The organism is Streptomyces sp. NPDC091271, assembly GCF_044757505.1.
In the GTDB taxonomy this organism is placed as follows: domain Bacteria; phylum Actinomycetota; class Actinomycetes; order Streptomycetales; family Streptomycetaceae; genus Streptomyces.
In genome coordinates this window covers 911,927-928,582 of the sequence record NZ_JBIVVD010000002.1, presented here as the reverse complement: position 1 = coordinate 928,582, position 16,656 = coordinate 911,927, and the positions used below count along the sequence as shown (strand labels likewise).

The window sequence follows — 16,656 nt, the reverse complement described above, 5'->3', positions numbered from 1 at the left end:
CGGGGTCTCCGGTCCGCCGGCTCCTCAGGGCTTCGCGGCCACGAAGCCCCACTGGTCCACGGGCTCACCCGCCGGGGGCTCATCGGGACGCCACAGGCTGATCGACCCGAATCCGGGTTCGACGAGATCGAGCCCGTCCGCGAAGGAGCGCACTATCTCCCTGGGGCGCGAGATGTACGGCATGGCTCCACCGCTGGCGTACTCGTCGGAGGCCGCCCGGGTCTCCTCGGTCTCGATGGTGTCGCACAGCATCAGGAAGCTTCCGGCAGGGACCGCGGCGAGGTAGCCGCGCAGAAGGGCGGCAGCCTCACCCGGGTCGGCGATGTGTCCCAAGGTGGAGAGCACCATCAGCGCCACCGGCTGCTGAAGATCCAGGGTCCGGGCTGCCTCCCGAAGCACGGCGTCCGTATCCCGAAGATCCGCGTGCACGTAGTTCGTGGCGCCCTCGGGGCTGCTCGTCAGCAGTGCGCGTGCGTGGGCCAGAACAATCGGGTCGTGGTCCACGTACACCACGCGCGCCGCCGGGGCGACAGCCTGCGCGACTTCGTGCGTCGCGTTCGCGGTCGGCAGGCCGGTGCCGAGATCGAGGAACTGACGGATCCCCACCTCCTCGGCCAGATGACGCACCGCCCGGGCCTGGAAGCGGCGGGAAGCCCGGGCGATGTCGATGATCTGCGGATAGAGCTCTTCCATCGCCGCGCCGAGCCGACGGTCCACTTCGTAGTTGTCCTTGCCGCCCAGCCAGTAGTTCCAGACCCGCGCCGAGTGAGGCGTGCCGGTGTCGATGCCGTCCGCCGGTTCCTGGATGTCCGGTACGCCGCTCATGGGCACTCCCCGCTCCGGTGCCCAGGGAGTTCCTGCGCGCTGAGCGCCCATGCTGCCCCACCGGTCACATGCGCAACAGAAACAACTGCGCCAACCGGTCAGCCGTTCAGCGGACGCGCACCGGTCAGCCGTCCAGCCGACGCCAGCCGCTCACCGGCCCCGGGCTCGCCGTGTCCGCGGGAGTGATCCAGTACGCCTTGCCCAGCTCCGAGTCGTACTGCGCGCCTGCCCGGCCGTCCCCGGACGAGCGCCCGGTCAGGCGCCGCCCGATCCAGGGCATCAGATGGTGCCGGGCGAACCGTACGTCGTCGATCCGCCGCTGTGCCCACCGGGCGGGCGCGGACACCGGCATCGGGGTCTGCCAGTCGCTCTCCGCGGGCAGCCCCAGCGTCTGCCAGACAGCCTCCGCGACCCTGCGGTGTCCCTCGGCCGTCAGGTGCAGCCGGTCCACGTCCCACATCCGTGGATCCCCCAGCGACGCCGCGCCGTACAGGTCGGTCACCACCGCGCCATGGCGCTCGGCCAAGTCGCCGACCAGCGAGAACAGCTCCTCCATGCGCGGACGGAAACGTTCCATCACCGGACCGTTCCGGCCCGGGCTGCGCATCAGCACCAGGGTCTTGCACGCCGGTGCGAGTCGCTCCACCGCCTCCTCCAGCCGGCCGCGGACCATGCCCATGTCGCACTTCGGCCGCAGGGTGTCGTTGAGCCCGCCGACGAGCGTGATCACATCCGGCTGCAGTGCGGCGGCGATCGCGACCTGCTCGTCCACGATCTGGCCGATGAGCTTTCCCCGTACGGCGAGATTGGCGTACCGGAATCCGGGTGCGCGTGCCGCGAGACGGGCGGCGAGGACGTCGGCCCAGCCGCGGTAGGAACCGTCGGGCAGCAGATCCGACATGCCCTCGGTGAACGAGTCGCCGACCGCGACGAGACTGGTGTAGGAGGCATTCAATTCCATGGCGCTGCCGATCGTACCGCGACCGAGGCCCTCACCAGGGGCGCGGAAGCACGGAAGAGGGGCGCGACCTGGGTCCGCCCCTCTTCGTACCGTCATCCGACGTTGACGCGGGCGTCAGCGGGGCTGCGGCCTGCCCACCAGCTCACGCAGTACGTCCTCCATCGTGATCATGCCGGCCAGCCGGCCGTCCTCGTCGAGGACGGCGGCCAGGTGCGTACGACTGCGCCGCAGCGCGGTCAGCACGTCGTCCAGAGGTGTCGCCGCACGCACCCGGGCGATCGGCCGCAGGGCCGTCACCGGGAAGGGCACATCGCGCGGCGTGGCGTCCAGAGCGTCCTTCACGTGGAGGTACCCGATGATGCGCTGCTCGCTGTCCATCACCGGGAAGCGCGAGAAGCCGGACTCGTGCGAGAGCCGCTCCAGCTCCTCCGGGGTCGTGCCGACCCTGGTGTAGAGCACCCGGTCGACCGGGAGGAGCACGTCCTGGACCGGGCGCCGGCCCAGTTCCAGCGCGTGGCGCAGACGGTCCGCCGAGCGGTCGTCGACGAGCCCGGAGTCCTCCGCGTCCTTGACGAGGCGTGCCAGTTCGTCGTCGGAGAAGGTCGCGGAGACCTCGTCCTTGGTCTCCACCCGCAACAGCTTGAGCAGCGCGTTCGCGAAGGCGTTGATCGCGAAGATCACCGGCTTGAGCGCCCTCGCGAGCGTGACCAGCGGCGGTCCGAGCAGCAGCGCCGTGCGGGCCGGCTCGGCCAGCGCGATGTTCTTCGGCACCATCTCGCCGAGCAGCATGTGCAGATAGGTCGCCACGGTCAGGGCGATGACGAACGAGATCGGGTGCACCAGCCCGTGCGGTACGCCGACCCCGTCGAAGACGGGCTCCAGCAGATGGGCGATGGCGGGCTCGGCGACGATGCCCAGCACCAGGGTGCAGAGTGTGATGCCCAGCTGTGCCGCCGCGAGGAGCGCCGAAACGTGCTCGAGCCCCCAGATGACACTGCGGGCCCGCCGGTTCCCGGCTTCGGCCTCGGGCTCGATCTGACTGCGGCGTACGGAGATCAGCGCGAACTCCGCGCCGACGAAGAAGGCGTTGACGACCAGGGTCAGCAGGCCGATGAAGAGCTGGACGGCGATCATCGTTCGTCCTCCGACGGCTCGTCGCTGCCGGGCAGCGGGGCGTGCAGCAGCGCACGCGCGGCGCGGTGCCCCGAAGCGTCCACCACGTCGATGCGCCACCCGGTGAGCTCGACGGTGTCGCCGACCACCGGGATGCGGCCCACCTCCGTGGCGATCAGACCGGCCAGCGTCTCGTACGGTCCGTCCGGTACCCGAAGCCCGATGGTGCGGAGCTGGTCCGTGCGGGCCGCTCCGTCGGCGGACCACAGGGTGCGTCCGTCCGCGTCCTCGCCCGCGGCCGCCAGGTCGGGGGTCTCGTGCGGGTCGTGCTCGTCCCGCACCTCGCCGACCACTTCCTCCACGATGTCCTCCAGCGTCACGACTCCCGCCGTGCCGCCGTACTCGTCGATGACGACGGCCATGGCCAGCTTCCCGGAGAGCCGGTCCAGGAGGCGGTCGACGGTGAGTGTCTCCGGCACGAGCAGTGGTTCGCGCAGCATGTCGGACACCCGCTTACGGGGCCGCTGGTCCGCGGGAACGGCCAGCACGTCCTTGATGTGGGCGACGCCGACCACCGTGTCCAGGCTGCCCCGGTAGACGGGGAACCGGGACAGGCCGGTCGCCCGGGTGGCGTTCGCGACGTCCTCGGCGGTCGCCTGGACCTCGAGCGCGGTGACCTGGACGCGGGGGGTCATCACGTTCTCCGCGGTCAGTTCGGACAGGTTGAGGGTGCGTACGAAGAGTTCGGCGGTGTCCGCCTCGAGCGCGCCCTCCTTGGCGGAGTGGCGCGCCAGAGCCACCAGCTCCTGCGGGCTGCGAGCCGATGCCAGCTCCTCGGCCGGCTCGAGGCCGAAGCGCCGGACGATCCGGTTGGCGGTGTTGTTGAGGTGACTGATGAAGGGCCGGAAGACCGCCGTGAACGCGCGTTGCGGCGCTGCGACCGTCCGGGCGACGGCCAGGGGGGAGGAGATCGCCCAGTTCTTCGGGACGAGCTCACCGACCACCATCAGGACGACGGTGGACAGCGCCGTACCGATCACGAGTGCCAGCGAGGAGGACACGCCGGGCGACAGCCCTGTCGCTTCCACCGGCCCCCGGATCAGCTTGGAGATGGACGGCTCGGAGAGCATGCCCACGATCAGGTTGGTGACGGTGATGCCGAGCTGTGCGCCGGAGAGCTGGTAGGTGAGGCTGCGTACGGCCTTGAGTGCTCCCGCCGCACCCCGGTCCCCTCGCTCGACCGCCCGTTCGAGATCGCCGCGCTCCACGGTGGTCAGGGAGAACTCCGCCGCCACGAACGCTCCGCAGGCGAGGGAGAGCAGTACCGCCACGAGGAGCAGGAGCACTTCGGTCATCGGTTCACCTCCGTCCCATGATCGGGCAGGGGCAGAAGGTTCGCGCGATGTCGGCAGTGTCTACTACTGGGGGGCTCGCCCATGGGCGGACGCTCACACCTTTCGAAAGTGTCGGACGGTCGAGATTACATAGTAAAGGATCGGCAAAATGCCCTGTACGGGCGGACGGACCGCGGCAGGACAGGGGCCCTCGGTGGTTCCGGGCGTGGTCACAGGGACTTGACCCAGCGCCGCCAGTGGTCCTCGCGATGGTAGCCAGCCGCGCCCCACGCGTGATGGGCCCGCTCGTTGGATTCCAGGACCATGGCGTCGACCCGGCGGCCGCCCAGGCCCATGAATCGTTGTTCCGCGGCTTCCAGCAGTGCGGTCGCGACGCCCTGCCGGCGGCAGGCGGGATGTACGGCGAGCCGGTACGCGGAGCATCGCCATCCGTCGAAGCCGGCTATGACGGTCCCGGCGATCCGGCCGTCGCGTTCCGCGAGGAGCAGGGCCTCGGGGTCCCGCGTGATCAGCCGGGCGACCCCGTCGTGGTCGTCGGTGATGCTGGTGCCCTCCGCGGCCTCGCGCCAGAAGGCCAGGACGTCGTCGATGTCGGAGAGGGCCGCGCAGCGGATATCGAGATCGGTCATGGCCAGAGCCAATCAGAGCGCTCGGGGGAAGGGCGAACTGTTTCGCCCCGGGTCCTGTCGGGTGCGTCGCCCCGCCCCTCTCCTCTTGCGAGTGCTAGCGCACACGCGCTAGCGTGATGGCGTGCCCAAGACTCAGCTGAACGTTCGAGTGGACGAGGCCACCGCCGAGGCGGCGCGACAGCGCGCCCTTCAGCGGGGGATGAGCGTGAACCGCTACATAGAGGAGCTCGTCAAACAGGATGCGGGCGAGGTGGGACACACCTTCGTCGAGGCCGCGGCCGACTTCATGAAGCAGTACGAGTCGGTGTTCGCCGAGGAGTTCGGCCCGGAGCGCGAAGGCACCCGTTGAACCTGCAGATCGACCTTTCCTGGCTGCTGATGGTCGCCGAGCACAAGACGCCCGGTGATCCGCAGGTCGCCGACTGGGGTGCGCTCGTGGCCGCCGTCAGCCGGCACGAGGCGGAGATCTTCGGCAGCCCCGTCTACAGCGACCCGTACTCCCGGGCGGCCGCCCTGCTCCAGCTGCTCCTGCACGTGCCCGCGCTCGAGCACTCCAACGCCATGTTCGCCTCCGCCGTCGCCTACGGCTATCTCGTCGCCTCGGGGCTGAAGGTCATCACCTCTCCCGAGCAGGTGCGCGATCTCGCGCGGCTGGTGAAGGAGGGCAAGGCCGACGTCCGGACCATCGCCGAAGAGCTCCGCCGGTGGAGCCTTTGACCGGCGTTCTCAGCCTGCCTCCGCCGAGCGGTCCACCACAGCCGACCGGCGGGCCACGCCGAGCACACACGGCGAGCTCGGCAGCTGAACGCCCGTGTCCGGGATACGGAACCTGCGGCACGTCTCCAGCTCGAAGCCGGCCTTTTCGATGGCGGCCACGGTGTCCCGCGCCGTGTGACAGCCCCCGAAGAGCAGCGGCCAGAAGGTGCGGTCCGCCGCCCGCTGCGCGGTCGCCAGCGCCCGGCCCGGGGCCAGGGTGTGCTCGAAGAAGCGCAGCTCACCGCCCGGCCTCAGCACGCGCTTGATCTCCGCCAGCGCCCGGGGCAGGTCCCGCACGGTGCACAGGACCAGTGAGGCCACCGCCGCGTCGAACGCCTCACTCTTGACCGGCAGCGCCTCGGCCGTGCCCGGCACCACGTCGACCGGCACCTCCGCGCGCAGCGCCGCACCGGCCGCCAGCTGCCGCAGGCTGCGCTCGGGCTCGATCGCGACGACTTCGGAGACGGCCCCCGTGTAGTGCGCGAAGTTGAGGCCGTTGCCCGCGCCGATCTCGAGGACACGGCCGGAGAGACCCGCGAGAAGCTCGTCGCGACGGTCCGCCACACCTCCCTTGAGGTCTGCCGCCACGCTCATCCGGGCGTAGAAGCGGGCGAAGACCGGGTGGTGCACCGCGTCCCGGGGGACAGGTGTGCTGCGCCGACGCATGATCGGGCCTCCTCGGAGGGCACGTGGATACGGCTCTCCTCAGATTCTCCCCCGTAGGGCCCCGCTCAGCCGCTTCTACGGTGACCGCCGAGTTCCGGGGCCAGCCAACCCGCCGCCCGCGCCCGGAAATCGGCCGGTTCCAGCGCTCCGGAGCCGGCCGGTACCGCGCCGAGCAGCGGGGCGCGCGCGGCGACCGGGAGGTCCTCGATGTTGCACCGCGAGGCCAGGTCAGGATCGGCCGGCATGCTCCCCACCACCACTCCGGGACACGTGAGTCCCCGGGCCCGCAGCGCCTCCGTCGTCAGGGCGGTGGCGTTGAGCGTGCCCAGGCCCGCCGGGGCCACCACCAGCACGGGCGCCGCCATCAGCCGCGCGGCGTCCGCGAGCGTGGCCCCCTGCTCGTCGTAGCGGACGAGCAGCCCGCCCGCGCCCTCGACCAGCACCAGGTCGTGCTCCGTCGCCAGCTTCTGGGCGGCCTCGGCGATCTCGTACGGGCGTACGGGGGTGAGGCCTGCCCGGCGTGCGGCTGTCTCCGGTGCCAACGGCTCAGGGAACCGGGCCAGTTCGACGGCCGTCACATGAGCGCCGGCCAGCCGTGCCACCTCGGCGGCGTCCCCCGGCTCGCCCGGTGCGAGACCCGTCTGGGCGGGCTTGAGGACCGCGACCCGGCGGTCCCGGTAGGCCGCCGCAACCGCCGCGGTCACGATCGTCTTGCCGATCTCGGTGCCCGTTCCGGTCACCACGAGGATCGTCATCTCAGCCCTCCTTCGCCGCGGCGCACACGGCCCGGCAGATCCTTGCCACATCGTCGTCGCCGGTCACGTACGGCGGCATCGTGTACACGAGATCGCGGAACGGACGCAGCCAGACGCCCTCGCGCACCGCGGCCCGTGTCGCGGCCTCCATGTCGACCTCGTGATCGAGCTGCACTACCCCGATCGCGCCCAGCACCCGGACGTCCCGTACGCCCGGAACACCGGCGGCCTCCGCCAGCCCCTGGCGCAGTCCCGTGCCGATCCGCTTCACCTCAAGCTGCCAGTCCTGGCCCAGCAGGAGATCGACGGAGGCGCAGGCCACCGCCGAGGCGAGCGGATTACCCATGAACGTCGGCCCGTGCGCGAGCACCGGCACATCCCCGCTTGAGATGCCCTCCGCCACCCGCGAGGTGCACAGCGTCGCCGCGAGCGTCAGATAGCCCCCGGTCAGCGCCTTGCCGACACACATGACATCCGGGGAGACCCCGGCGTGCTCCGCCGCGAACAGCTGCCCGGTACGGCCGAACCCCGTCGCGATCTCGTCGAACACCAGCAGCACGTCATTCGCGTCGCACGCCTCGCGGAGCACCCGCAGGTACGCGGGGGAGTGGAAGCGCATCCCGCCCGCCCCCTGCACCACGGGCTCCACGATGACCGCCGCCGTCTCGTCGGCGTGCGCGGCCACCAGCTCGCGCAGATGCCTCACGTAGGTCTCGTCGGGCTCGGCGTCGAAGCCGTCCGGAGGGGTGTCCGCGAAGATCTGCCGGGGGAGGGATCCCGACCACAGCTCGTGCATCCCGCCCTCGGGGTCGCACACCGACATCGGCTGCCAGGTGTCACCGTGATAGCCGCCGCGCCAGGTCAGCAGCCGGTGCTTGGCGGGCCGCCCCGCCGAACGCCAGTACTGCAGGCACATCTTCACCGCGACCTCGACGGAGACCGAACCCGAATCGGCGAGGAAGACGTGCTGCAGCGGCTCCGGAGTGATCTCCACCAGCCGGGTCGCCAGCCGGACGGCGGGCTCGTGGGTGAGCCCGCCGAACATCACGTGACTCATCCGGTCCAGCTGGCCGCGGGCGGCCTCGTTGAGCACCGGATGGTTGTAGCCGTGGACCGCGGACCACCAGGACGACATGCCGTCCACCAACTCCTGCCGGCCGTGGGCAGGTTCGGCGAGGCGAAGACGTACCCCGGACGCGGACTCCACGACGAGCGGCTCCTGCCGGCCCGGCATCGGGCCGTAGGGGTGCCAGACGTGGGCCCGGTCCAGGGCGCGGAGTTCGGCGGGGCGGAGCGGATCAGGCATTGGGCGCGAGGTCCGTCCCGGTACCGCGACGGCGGACCGTCACGAGATCCGTACGCGCCGCCAGGGCCTCGGAAGGCTCCGGAGCGGCCTCGGCGGTCTCACCGCACGGAGCGCAGCCGCCCTCGTGCGAACCGCAGCCGCCGCCCGTCGGAGCGCGGTGCTCGGGAAGCGTCGTGGTGTCCGCCCCCTCCACCTCGAAACCGGCGTCCGCGATCATGTCGAGGTCGGACTGGCCCGACTGGCCCTCGGTGGTCAGGTAGTCACCCAGGAAGATCGAGTTGACCAGGTTCAGCGCCAGTGGCTGCATCGAACGCAGATGGACCTCACGGCCGCCGGCGAGCCGCACCTCGACGTCCGGGCAGACGAACCGGACCATCGCCAGGATGCGCAGGCACCGCTGGGGAGTGAGGTGCCACTCCTTGGCGAGCGGGGTGCCCTCGATGGGGATCAGGAAGTTCACCGGCACCGAGTCGGGGTCGAGGTCGCGGAGCGAGAACACGACATCCACCAGGTCGGCATCGCTCTCACCCATCCCCGCGATCAGCCCCGAGCACGCCGACAGGCCGGCGGCCTGGGCCTGCTGCACGGTGTCCACCCGGTCGGCGTACGTATGGGTGGTCGTGATCTGCCCGTACGTCCCCTCCGAGGTGTTGAGGTTGTGGTTGTACGCGTCGGCGCCCGCCGACCTCAGCCGGTCGGCCTGGCCCTGCGAGAGCAGACCGAGGCACGCACACACCTCGACGTCCTCGTGCTGCTCCTTGATCGCCTCGATGGTCTGCGACACCCGGTCGACGTCCCGGTCCGTCGGCCCCCGGCCGCTCGCCACCAGGCAGACACGCTTCGCGCCGCCGGCCACCCCGGCGGCGGCGGCCTTCGTGGCCTCGTCGGGTTTCAGCCAGGTGTACTTGAGGATCCCCGCCTCGGAACCGAGCCGCTGCGAACAGTACGAGCAGTCCTCGGGGCAGAGCCCGGACTTCAGGTTCACCAGATAGTTGAGCTTCACGCGCCGCCCGAACCACTGACGGCGTACCTTTCCGGCCGCGGCCACCACGTCGAGCAGTTCGTCGTCGGTCGTCGCCAGCACGGCGAGCGCTTCGTCACGGGTCGGCAGTTCGCGCCGCAGCCCCTTGTCCACCAGCGTATTCAGCAGGTCCATGGCCTTGATCCTGACGTACGGCACCGTCATCGGCCAAGGAGGAACCGGACAGTAGAGCCGGTCGATGCTGTGTGTATTGCCACACCCTGGCCTGTTGCGCACCCGGTTAGGGTCTGTGAGCTGCCTACAAAAAGGGACCCGCTCATGTCCTACGCCCCGTTCGACTGGATCGACGACGACGCCCGTCGCCGTGCCGACGCCGGACTCGTCCGGACGCTGCGCCCCCGGCCCGCCGAAACGGAAGTGCTGGATCTCGCGAGCAACGACTACCTGGGTCTGAGCCGGCACCCCGACGTCACCTCGGCCGCCGCCGAGGCGGCACGGACATGGGGCGGGGGTGCCACCGGCTCACGGCTCGTCACCGGATCCACCGCGCTGCACGCCGAACTCGAACGCGAACTCGCCGACTTCTGCGGATTCGAAGCCGCCCTGGTGTTCTCGTCCGGTTACGCGGCCAACCTCGCCGCCCTCACGGCGCTCACCGGACACGACTCGCTGATCGTGTCCGACGCGGGTAACCACGCCTCGATCGTGGACGGCTGCCGGCTCGCCCGGGCCGCCACAGCCGTCGTGCCGCACGCGGACCCCGAGGCGGTGCGGAAGGCGCTCCTCGGCCACGGCGGGCGGGCTCTGGCTGTGACCGACTCCGTCTTCTCGGTGGACGGGGACGCCGCCCCGCTGGCAGCACTCGCAGGTGTCTGCCGCGAAGCCGGCGCGGCCCTCCTCGTGGACGACGCTCACGGACTGGGTGTCCTGGGCGAGGGCGGGCGCGGCGCGCTCGCGGCCGCCGGACTGGCGGGCGGCGAGGGGGTCGTCGCCACCCTCACCCTCTCCAAGTCGCTCGGCAGCCAGGGGGGAGCGGTGCTCGGCCCCGCGCGGGTCATCCGCCATCTGGTCAACACGGCCCGTACGTTCATCTTCGACACCGGTCTGGCACCGGCGGCCGTCGGCGCGGCTCTGGGCGCCCTGCGGCTGCTGCGCCGCGAACCCGGACGCGCGGCGAGGGCCGGGGCGGTCGCCGTCGAGCTGTACGACCGGCTGACGGCGGCCGGACTGACCGCCGTGCGCCCCGACGCCGCCGTCGTATCGGTCCGAGCGCCCTCGGCGGAGTCCGCGGTGCGGTGGGCGGCCGACTGCCGCACGGCGGGTCTCGCGGTGGGATGCTTCCGGCCGCCGTCGGTGCCGGACGGGATCTCCCGGCTGAGGCTGACAGCCCGGGCGGACCTGACGCAGGATCAGATCTCGACAGCTGTGGGCACGATCCTTTCCACCGCACCGGGGCCCGTCAGCTGACCGCGCGGGCGTCCAGTCCGGCGACGAAGGACGTCCACGCCGTCGCCGAGAAGTGAAGCGGCGGCAAGGACGTGTCCTTGGAGTCCCGTACGGCGAGGTCGTCATCGCCGGTCGGCGCGGTTTCCACGCAGTTGTTCATGCCGGTGCTGCGGCTGCTGCGCCGCCACCTGGGTGCGGGCTGTGCGAGACGGTCGGACATCGTGGCCCCCTCGGGCAGTCTGAAGGTTCCGGCTGATCACCGCGGCCTACCGCGGCGATGAGGTCCAGCGAACGCTCGGGCGATAGTGCGTGAGCCTGCATCGTGCGGAAGGCCGAGCTGTACGCCTCAAGGTCTTCTTTCCGCTCCAGATAGAGACTACTCGTCAAGTGGTCGAGAACGACCACGTCTAGGTCAGAAGTGGTCGGAAATGAAAAAATAACGAAAGAGCCTGTGAGGCCGATATAACTCCCGGCCTCGAACGGCAGTAACTGCAGTGTCACGTGCGGAAGTTGAGCGACTTGCCACAGATGGAGGAGCTGTTCCTCCATGACCCGAGGGCCGCCGACCCCTCGCCTCAACACGGCTTCGTCGAGTACGGCGCTGAGCCGCAGCGGCCGGGGTGCGTGGAGGACGCTCTGCCGGGCGAGTCTGACCTCCACGAGGGAGTCGAGTTGTGCGGGCGGCAGTCCGTCCAGCGAGGACCGGGTCACCGCCCGCGCGTAGTCGGCGGTCTGCAGCAGGCCCGGGACCACGGAGGTCTCCAGTGTGCGGGCGGCATCGGCCTGGGACTCCAGGCTGATGAAGTCGCGGTACTGGGGCGGGATGAGCCCGCGATAGGCGTGCCACCAGCCGCTTCCGCCTCCGCCCGCCGAGCCGGCGAGCGTCTGGAGCAGGGAGCGCAGCTGACGGTCGTCCACACCGTAGGCGTCCAGAAGGCGGGTCACGTCGCCGGGCGTCACCCCGCTCGCCCCCGTCTCGATCCGGCTCACCTTCGACTGGTGCCAGCCCAGCATTCCGGCGGCGTCCCGGCTCGTGAGTCCCGACGTGTGACGCAGGCTGCGCAGCTCCTCACCGAGCTTGCGACGGCGTACCGCAGGGCCGTTTCGCATGGCGGCCTCCTCCCGTTGTACGGAGAGCCGCCCGGGCGGGTCCGGCTCGGAAAGGGGCCAGTGTTACGCCCGTACACGACTAAGTGGGCGGAGTTCACCGTAATGAGCGATAGATATATGCATATCTTGGTGGATCGCCGTCATGGAGGGCGGCATCGGTGGCAGTCTGGCGCGAAGCACAATCCAGGCCGGCCACGGGCCGGTCAGGGCGGGAAAGGGACGGCGTCGCCATGGCAGACCATCAGGAAGCAACCGTCACTCTGCCGAGCGAGCCGGCCTCGGTCTCCACAGCCCGGAGACATGTGGCCCGGGTGCTCGCCGAATGGGGCCTGGCCGAGGACGGCGACACCGCCGACACCATCCGACTGATCGTCTCGGAACTCGCCACCAACGCCGTCCAGCACACGTTCGGGCAGTCACCCACCTTCACGGTGGACCTCCGCCTCGACCGGGACGTGGAGTTCTATCTGGGTGTGACGGACAGCCACCCCCGCTGGCCCCAGCGGCTGCCCGCCGCGGTCCGGCAGGACAACGGCCGCGGCATGGTGATCATCCGGGCCCTGACGAAGGAGCGCGGCGGGCGGCTCAGCGTCAGCCCCACCCCGGACGGGGGAAAGACCGTTTCGGTCGCTCTACCTTGGCCGGTTCCCGCCCAGTCCTGACACCGTCGGGCAGGCGCCCGTGCGTGCGGGCGGGCAGGAAGTACGGGTGGTGAGGTCCGGGCCGTGTGGCGCGGGGCCGTCATCACGCGGCGGACGCCCGGCCGAAGCCGCTGCGCAGCAGCGCCATCAGCGTCGTCGCGGCCGCGGTGTTCCGGTCCCCCCGGTGCACCACGGAGATCGTCCGCCGGAAGGCGGCGGGTTCAAGGCGCCGGACGGCGAGCGGCGCAGGGGACATCGCGGCCACCATCTCCGGTACCACCGCCACGCCGATCCCCGCGCTGACCAGGGCGCACACCAGTGCGTAGCCGGGCGACTCGCAGACCACGGCAGGGGTGGCCCCCGCCTCCGCCAGCGCACGCTCCACCCCGCGACGCGGGGGATGGTCGGGCGCGCTGCTGATCAGCGGCCGGCCCGCGAGTTCGGCCACGGGCAGCGGGCCGCTGCCCTCGGACAGCATCTGCCCGAGGGCGGTGACCAGCACCAGCTCCTCGATGAGCAGCGGCTCGGCGGACACCCCTGCCGGGAGCGGATCGGCGGCCGCGGGCTCGTACGCGTGGGTCAGCGCCAGGTCCACGTCGCCGGCCGCCACGGCGGCGACACCGGCGGGCGGCTCGTAGTCCGTGACGGCCAGTTCCACGTCGGGGTGGGCGCGCCGGAACGCGGTGAGCACCGGCGGCAGCAGATGGATCCCGGCCGTCACGAACGTGCCGACCCGCAGCCGGCCGCCCGACAGCCCTGCCAGTCCGGCCAGCTCGTGCCGCGCCTGGTCCATCTCGTCGAGGATGCGTCTGGCCCGTCCTGCCAGCAGCTCACCGGCGGCCGTCAGTCGTGCCCCTCGGTGGTGACGGACGAGGAGTGCGGCTCCGGTCTCCTTCTCCAGCTTGGCCAGCTGCTGCGAAAGGGCGGGCGCGGTGTAACCCAGCCGCGCCGCTGCACGCGTGATCGATCCGGCCTCGGAAACCGCCACCAGCGCGGCCAGCCGTGTCGGGTCGTACATTAAGCGTTCCTTTTGGCAGACCCAGAAGATTGCAAGTACACGCTAAGGGCTGGGATCGGTCAGGGTGGACCCATGGACGCACAACTGCTCGCCTTCGTCGCCGTGGCCGCGGGAATGGTGGCCCTTCCCGGCGCCGACTTCACCGTGGTCGTACGCAACGCGCTCACATCCCGGCGGTCCGGGCTCGCCACCGCCGCGGGAGTCGCCGGAGGGCTTGTGGTGCACACCGCGCTGGCCGCGGCCGGGCTCGCCGCCGTGCTCGTGGCGATGCCCGCCCTGTTCCGCACCGTTCAGCTGCTCGGCGGCGCGTACGTGCTCTACCTCGGTCTCAGCGGCCTGTACGCGATGCGCCGGCAGGCCACCACCGGAACCGCTGCCGAGGAGGTGAGCGAGGGCAGGACGCTGCCGGGAGCCGGAAGGTCACTGCGCCAGGGTTTCCTGACCAACGCCCTCAACCCGAAGGCGCCCGTGCTCTTCCTCAGCCTGCTGCCCCAGTTCGTCCCCGAGGGGGAGCCACCGCTGCCCAGGACACTGCTGCTGGCCTCGGTGGTCGTCCTGCTCGCGCTCGTCTGGTTCCCGGCCGTCGCCCTGCTGGTGGACCGCATGGGCCGGTGGCTGCGCCGGCCGCGTGCCGCCCGGGTGATCGAGGGTGGCAGCGGCACGGCGCTCACCGCGTTGGGACTCGTGCTGGTGACGGGCCCCCTGCTGCACTGAACGGAAAAGGGAGGGACCTCAGCGGACCCTCCCGTACAAAACGTTTCCGGACCAGATCTTCTCCAGCCGGACCACGGCGCCGGTCTTCGGCGAATGCCAGATCTTCCCGCTGCCGGCGTAGATGCCGACGTGGTACACACTGCGGCCCGCGTGGAAAAAGACCAGGTCGCCGCGTTTCCGCTGCGACCTGGAGATATGGCGGGTCTTGTTGTACTGCTGCTGAGCCGTGCGGGGCAGTTTCTTGCCGGCCTTCTTGAACGAGTAGAGCGTGAGCCCGGAGCAGTCGAACCTGTGGGGGCCCGTGGCGCCCCATCTGTAGGGCGCGCCCTTCTTCGAGGCCGCGATCTTGAGTGCCGTCGTCGAGTGGGCGGCGGCCTCGGCGTCGTTCACGAGACCGGGAGTCATCATGGTGGTGCCTACGGCGAATGTCAGGACCGAGGCCGTACCGACCCGGGCGAACAGTGACGGGACATGAACCTGCGCAGTCATGCGCAACCCTTCGTCAGCCGCCTGTGAAGGATGACCTGTCGGGTTCGGGCTGGCGAAGTTGCCCGGCCGCGCGAAGCGGCTTCACCCCGAGGGCCGTCCGGAACTCCGGTCGGCCCGTTGTGCTCGGGTCCTCCACTCCTGCCGATCCACTCCTGTCGACCAGGCATCCGGGCGGCGGCAGGACTCGGCGTCCGCCCGGACCGCCCCGCCGCGGTGGCGGGGGCTTGTCGTCCCAGGGATCTTTACGCACACGCCGCCGGATTTCCTCGTTGAAGTGCCGATATGTGAGAGTCGTCACGACTGATCCGATCGGGTGGACACAGCCGGTCCGGAGTCGGGGCGGTCGCACCGGACCAGCCGCGCACCAGCGACGGAACGACAGATTCCGTTCAGTGTCCGCGCCTGTCACGCAAGTTGGGCTGTCCCTCGGGCGGGGGACCTTCTACGCCGATCGAGCGAGGAAAACTCGTCAGGCCGCCGGGCGTGTCGAAAACAGGCGCCGAAAAGCGGGTGCGGCGGCCGAGTCGGGCCCGGAGCGCTCAACTCGACGACGCGGGAGGCACGGCGACCCGACCGGCGCGGCGCTCGCCGTCCAGCAGCCGCAGTGCCCTGGCCAGAGTGTCCGCGTGGATCTGGGACTCACCCCGTTCGTGCATCAGCACGAGTGCGTCACGGAGGGCGGTGGCCCGGGAGGCGAGAGCCTGAGCCGCCCGGAGCGCCCCGTACGTGTCGCTGCCGCGTGCGGGGTTGATGCGGCCGAGCTGGTCGAGCACCTCCAGGTAGCAGTCGATGAACTCGGCCTCCGCGCGGGTCAGGGCGGGGAGCGGCGGGAACTGGGGTGAGAGCATCGGGCGTTCACCTCGCGGGATGCGGCGGCTGGGACGGCGTGCGGTTCTCCACGACGTGGTCCACCAGTCCGAACGCCAGGGCGGCCGGGGCGTCGAGGATGGTGTCCCGTTCGATGTCGGCGCTGATCTCCTGTGTGGAACGGCCTGTGTGGCGGGCCAGCATGGCCGTGAGCATCTCGCGCTCGCGCTCCAACTCGCGGGCCTGGATCTCGAGATCGGAGGGCTGGCCCTGCACCGGTTCGTCCAGGGCGGGTTGCTGGATGACTACCCGGGCGCCCGGCAGGGCATGTCGGCGTCCGGGCGTGCCGGCCGCGAGGAGCACCGCGGCACTCGAACCCGCCTGGCCGAGGCAGAAGGTCTCCACCTCGCAGGCGAGGAAGTGCATGGTGTCGTAGATCGCGGTCATGGCGTTGAAGGAGCCGCCCGGCGAGTTGATGTAGAGGGACAGGGGCCGGTCGGGGTCCGCGTGCTCCAGATACATGAACTGCGCGATCAGGTCGGTCGCCGCGGTGTCGTCGACCGGCGTGCCGAGAAAGACGATCCGCTCGGACAGCAGCTTCGAGTACGGATCCATGCTCCGGGAGCCGTAGGCGGTGCGCTCGGTGAACTCGGGCAGGACGTAGCGGGCGGCGGGACGGAACATGGCGATGCCTCTCCTCGGACCACAGCGAATCGCAGTACGTAAAAAATGTACAGGACGTACAGGAGGTTAAGATGGGGGTATGGCCTACGAGATTCCGGTGACGCAAGCCCGGGCGGAGCTCGCCGAACTGATCAACCGCGTCGTCTACGGGGGTGAACGGGTCGTGGTGACGCGGCACGGAAAGCCCCTGGTGGCTCTGGTCTCGGCCGCTGACCTGCAACGACTCGAGAACGATGAGGCGGCGGCACAGGAGGTGGCGACCGAGGAGCAGGTGATCAGTTCGGTCTCCTCGTTCCGCTCCGTGTCGTCTGCTGAAGGCGAACAGCACCGATTCGGGCTCGCGGCGGAGTACCGCGGCCACGAGGACCGGGACCGCTGACGCCCCCCCGCGGAACCCCG

21 protein-coding genes and 1 riboswitch are annotated in these 16,656 nt (G+C 70.7%); of the genes, 6 read left to right on the top strand and 15 right to left on the bottom strand.

Annotated elements, in window-relative coordinates; all coding sequences use genetic code 11:
• Positions 1 to 24 precede the first annotated feature (24 nt).
• From ACIQM3_RS11305 to ACIQM3_RS11285, 5 genes are all read right to left on the bottom strand, one after another.
• Entirely contained in the window at positions 25 to 825 is an 801-nt protein-coding gene (locus ACIQM3_RS11305; protein WP_401622077.1) for an SAM-dependent methyltransferase, read from the bottom strand.
• A 124-nt stretch (positions 826 to 949) separates the two neighbouring features.
• Positions 950 to 1,786, bottom strand: coding sequence for an SGNH/GDSL hydrolase family protein (locus tag ACIQM3_RS11300; protein ID WP_401622074.1), 837 nt, complete (start codon positions 1,784 to 1,786; stop codon positions 950 to 952).
• Positions 1,787 to 1,900: 114 nt separating this feature from the next.
• Positions 1,901 to 2,920: a hemolysin family protein gene (locus ACIQM3_RS11295; protein ID WP_401622071.1), complete on the bottom strand. Its 1,020-nt coding sequence runs from the start codon at positions 2,918 to 2,920 to the stop codon at positions 1,901 to 1,903.
• A complete protein-coding gene (locus ACIQM3_RS11290) occupies positions 2,917 to 4,254 on the bottom strand; it encodes a hemolysin family protein (protein WP_401622068.1) in 1,338 nt (445 codons plus the stop codon). The genes ACIQM3_RS11295 and ACIQM3_RS11290 overlap by 4 nt, the downstream gene beginning before the upstream one ends.
• A gap of 209 nt (positions 4,255 to 4,463) precedes the next feature.
• A complete protein-coding gene (locus tag ACIQM3_RS11285; RefSeq protein WP_401622065.1) occupies positions 4,464 to 4,883 on the bottom strand; it encodes a GNAT family N-acetyltransferase in 420 nt (139 codons plus the stop codon).
• A 121-nt stretch (positions 4,884 to 5,004) separates the two neighbouring features.
• Here ACIQM3_RS11285 and ACIQM3_RS11280 point away from each other — a divergent pair, with 121 nt between their 5' ends.
• On the top strand, positions 5,005 to 5,232 hold the full coding sequence (locus tag ACIQM3_RS11280) for a hypothetical protein (RefSeq protein ID WP_014157595.1): 228 nt from the start codon (positions 5,005 to 5,007) through the stop codon (positions 5,230 to 5,232).
• Positions 5,229 to 5,600 carry a fic family toxin-antitoxin system, toxin component gene (locus tag ACIQM3_RS11275; RefSeq protein ID WP_401622062.1) on the top strand — a complete coding sequence of 124 codons (372 nt, stop codon included), beginning with the start codon at positions 5,229 to 5,231 and terminating at the stop codon, positions 5,598 to 5,600. The genes ACIQM3_RS11280 and ACIQM3_RS11275 overlap by 4 nt, the downstream gene beginning before the upstream one ends.
• A gap of 9 nt (positions 5,601 to 5,609) precedes the next feature.
• Here the strand turns inward: ACIQM3_RS11275 and ACIQM3_RS11270 are convergent, their stop codons facing one another.
• From ACIQM3_RS11270 to bioB, 4 genes are all read right to left on the bottom strand, one after another.
• Positions 5,610 to 6,305: a class I SAM-dependent methyltransferase gene (locus ACIQM3_RS11270; RefSeq protein WP_401622059.1), complete on the bottom strand. Its 696-nt coding sequence runs from the start codon at positions 6,303 to 6,305 to the stop codon at positions 5,610 to 5,612.
• 65 nt (positions 6,306 to 6,370) lie between these two features.
• Positions 6,371 to 7,060, bottom strand: a complete 690-nt coding sequence (gene bioD, locus ACIQM3_RS11265; RefSeq protein WP_401622056.1) for a dethiobiotin synthase — start codon at positions 7,058 to 7,060, stop codon at positions 6,371 to 6,373.
• A gap of 1 nt (position 7,061) precedes the next feature.
• The gene (locus tag ACIQM3_RS11260) at positions 7,062 to 8,366 is read right to left on the bottom strand and encodes an adenosylmethionine--8-amino-7-oxononanoate transaminase (protein WP_401622053.1); all 1,305 of its coding nucleotides are present in this window, start codon (positions 8,364 to 8,366) and stop codon (positions 7,062 to 7,064) included.
• Positions 8,359 to 9,522, bottom strand: coding sequence for a biotin synthase BioB (bioB, locus tag ACIQM3_RS11255; protein ID WP_401622050.1), 1,164 nt, complete (start codon positions 9,520 to 9,522; stop codon positions 8,359 to 8,361). Before bioB ends, ACIQM3_RS11260 begins: the two co-directional genes overlap by 8 nt.
• Before the next feature lie 144 nt (positions 9,523 to 9,666).
• Here bioB and ACIQM3_RS11250 point away from each other — a divergent pair, with 144 nt between their 5' ends.
• Positions 9,667 to 10,815 (top strand): 8-amino-7-oxononanoate synthase, encoded by a 1,149-nt coding sequence (locus ACIQM3_RS11250; protein ID WP_401622047.1) that lies wholly within the window; start codon positions 9,667 to 9,669, stop codon positions 10,813 to 10,815.
• Here ACIQM3_RS11250 and ACIQM3_RS11245 read toward each other — a convergent pair.
• Both ACIQM3_RS11245 and ACIQM3_RS11240 read right to left on the bottom strand, forming a co-directional pair.
• On the bottom strand, positions 10,808 to 11,014 hold the full coding sequence (locus ACIQM3_RS11245) for a DUF397 domain-containing protein (protein WP_401622044.1): 207 nt from the start codon (positions 11,012 to 11,014) through the stop codon (positions 10,808 to 10,810). The genes ACIQM3_RS11250 and ACIQM3_RS11245 overlap by 8 nt on opposite strands.
• Positions 10,951 to 11,904 carry a helix-turn-helix domain-containing protein gene (locus ACIQM3_RS11240; protein WP_401622041.1) on the bottom strand — a complete coding sequence of 318 codons (954 nt, stop codon included), beginning with the start codon at positions 11,902 to 11,904 and terminating at the stop codon, positions 10,951 to 10,953. The genes ACIQM3_RS11245 and ACIQM3_RS11240 overlap by 64 nt, the downstream gene beginning before the upstream one ends.
• Before the next feature lie 230 nt (positions 11,905 to 12,134).
• Between ACIQM3_RS11240 and ACIQM3_RS11235 the strand changes: the two genes are divergently transcribed.
• Positions 12,135 to 12,566, top strand: a complete 432-nt coding sequence (locus tag ACIQM3_RS11235; RefSeq protein ID WP_401622038.1) for an ATP-binding protein — start codon at positions 12,135 to 12,137, stop codon at positions 12,564 to 12,566.
• 82 nt (positions 12,567 to 12,648) lie between these two features.
• On the opposite strand, the gene ACIQM3_RS11230 is transcribed toward ACIQM3_RS11235, so the two are convergent.
• Entirely contained in the window at positions 12,649 to 13,563 is a 915-nt protein-coding gene (locus ACIQM3_RS11230) for a LysR family transcriptional regulator (RefSeq protein WP_401622035.1), read from the bottom strand.
• Between the two features lie 72 nt (positions 13,564 to 13,635).
• On the opposite strand from ACIQM3_RS11230, the gene ACIQM3_RS11225 reads away from it, so the two are divergent.
• Positions 13,636 to 14,277: a LysE family translocator gene (locus ACIQM3_RS11225; RefSeq protein ID WP_401622032.1), complete on the top strand. Its 642-nt coding sequence runs from the start codon at positions 13,636 to 13,638 to the stop codon at positions 14,275 to 14,277.
• An 18-nt stretch (positions 14,278 to 14,295) separates the two neighbouring features.
• On the opposite strand, the gene ACIQM3_RS11220 is transcribed toward ACIQM3_RS11225, so the two are convergent.
• The 3 genes from ACIQM3_RS11220 to ACIQM3_RS11210 all read right to left on the bottom strand — a co-directional run bounded on the left by ACIQM3_RS11220 (position 14,296) and on the right by ACIQM3_RS11210 (position 16,257).
• Positions 14,296 to 14,766: a C40 family peptidase gene (locus tag ACIQM3_RS11220; protein WP_401622029.1), complete on the bottom strand. Its 471-nt coding sequence runs from the start codon at positions 14,764 to 14,766 to the stop codon at positions 14,296 to 14,298.
• A 3-nt stretch (positions 14,767 to 14,769) separates the two neighbouring features.
• Positions 14,770 to 14,966, bottom strand: a riboswitch (cyclic di-AMP (ydaO/yuaA leader).
• Positions 14,967 to 15,305: 339 nt separating this feature from the next.
• Positions 15,306 to 15,614 (bottom strand): hypothetical protein, encoded by a 309-nt coding sequence (locus ACIQM3_RS11215; RefSeq protein ID WP_401622026.1) that lies wholly within the window; start codon positions 15,612 to 15,614, stop codon positions 15,306 to 15,308.
• Positions 15,615 to 15,621: 7 nt separating this feature from the next.
• Positions 15,622 to 16,257, bottom strand: coding sequence for an ATP-dependent Clp protease proteolytic subunit (locus ACIQM3_RS11210; RefSeq protein ID WP_401622023.1), 636 nt, complete (start codon positions 16,255 to 16,257; stop codon positions 15,622 to 15,624).
• Between the two features lie 79 nt (positions 16,258 to 16,336).
• On the opposite strand from ACIQM3_RS11210, the gene ACIQM3_RS11205 reads away from it, so the two are divergent.
• Complete coding sequence (locus ACIQM3_RS11205; RefSeq protein ID WP_401622020.1) at positions 16,337 to 16,636, top strand: type II toxin-antitoxin system Phd/YefM family antitoxin; 300 nt, start codon at positions 16,337 to 16,339, stop codon at positions 16,634 to 16,636.
• Positions 16,637 to 16,656: the final 20 nt, after the last annotated feature.

What these genes read in the sequence shown, in the direction of transcription:
- ACIQM3_RS11305 (WP_401622077.1), bottom strand. Translation starts at nt 825, where the DNA reads ATGAGCGGCGTACCGGACATCCAGGAACCGGCGGACGGCATCGACACC.
- ACIQM3_RS11300 (WP_401622074.1), bottom strand. Translation starts at nt 1,786, where the DNA reads ATGGAATTGAATGCCTCCTACACCAGTCTCGTCGCGGTCGGCGACTCG.
- ACIQM3_RS11295 (WP_401622071.1), bottom strand. Translation starts at nt 2,920, where the DNA reads ATGATCGCCGTCCAGCTCTTCATCGGCCTGCTGACCCTGGTCGTCAAC.
- ACIQM3_RS11290 (WP_401622068.1), bottom strand. Translation starts at nt 4,254, where the DNA reads ATGACCGAAGTGCTCCTGCTCCTCGTGGCGGTACTGCTCTCCCTCGCC.
- ACIQM3_RS11285 (WP_401622065.1), bottom strand. Translation starts at nt 4,883, where the DNA reads ATGACCGATCTCGATATCCGCTGCGCGGCCCTCTCCGACATCGACGAC.
- ACIQM3_RS11270 (WP_401622059.1), bottom strand. Translation starts at nt 6,305, where the DNA reads ATGCGTCGGCGCAGCACACCTGTCCCCCGGGACGCGGTGCACCACCCG.
- bioD (WP_401622056.1), bottom strand. Translation starts at nt 7,060, where the DNA reads ATGACGATCCTCGTGGTGACCGGAACGGGCACCGAGATCGGCAAGACG.
- ACIQM3_RS11260 (WP_401622053.1), bottom strand. Translation starts at nt 8,366, where the DNA reads ATGCCTGATCCGCTCCGCCCCGCCGAACTCCGCGCCCTGGACCGGGCC.
- bioB (WP_401622050.1), bottom strand. Translation starts at nt 9,522, where the DNA reads ATGGACCTGCTGAATACGCTGGTGGACAAGGGGCTGCGGCGCGAACTG.
- ACIQM3_RS11250 (WP_401622047.1), top strand. Translation starts at nt 9,667, where the DNA reads ATGTCCTACGCCCCGTTCGACTGGATCGACGACGACGCCCGTCGCCGT.
- ACIQM3_RS11245 (WP_401622044.1), bottom strand. Translation starts at nt 11,014, where the DNA reads ATGTCCGACCGTCTCGCACAGCCCGCACCCAGGTGGCGGCGCAGCAGC.
- ACIQM3_RS11240 (WP_401622041.1), bottom strand. Translation starts at nt 11,904, where the DNA reads ATGCGAAACGGCCCTGCGGTACGCCGTCGCAAGCTCGGTGAGGAGCTG.
- ACIQM3_RS11235 (WP_401622038.1), top strand. Translation starts at nt 12,135, where the DNA reads ATGGCAGACCATCAGGAAGCAACCGTCACTCTGCCGAGCGAGCCGGCC.
- ACIQM3_RS11230 (WP_401622035.1), bottom strand. Translation starts at nt 13,563, where the DNA reads ATGTACGACCCGACACGGCTGGCCGCGCTGGTGGCGGTTTCCGAGGCC.
- ACIQM3_RS11225 (WP_401622032.1), top strand. Translation starts at nt 13,636, where the DNA reads ATGGACGCACAACTGCTCGCCTTCGTCGCCGTGGCCGCGGGAATGGTG.
- ACIQM3_RS11220 (WP_401622029.1), bottom strand. Translation starts at nt 14,766, where the DNA reads ATGACTGCGCAGGTTCATGTCCCGTCACTGTTCGCCCGGGTCGGTACG.
- ACIQM3_RS11215 (WP_401622026.1), bottom strand. Translation starts at nt 15,614, where the DNA reads ATGCTCTCACCCCAGTTCCCGCCGCTCCCCGCCCTGACCCGCGCGGAG.
- ACIQM3_RS11210 (WP_401622023.1), bottom strand. Translation starts at nt 16,257, where the DNA reads ATGTTCCGTCCCGCCGCCCGCTACGTCCTGCCCGAGTTCACCGAGCGC.
- ACIQM3_RS11205 (WP_401622020.1), top strand. Translation starts at nt 16,337, where the DNA reads ATGGCCTACGAGATTCCGGTGACGCAAGCCCGGGCGGAGCTCGCCGAA.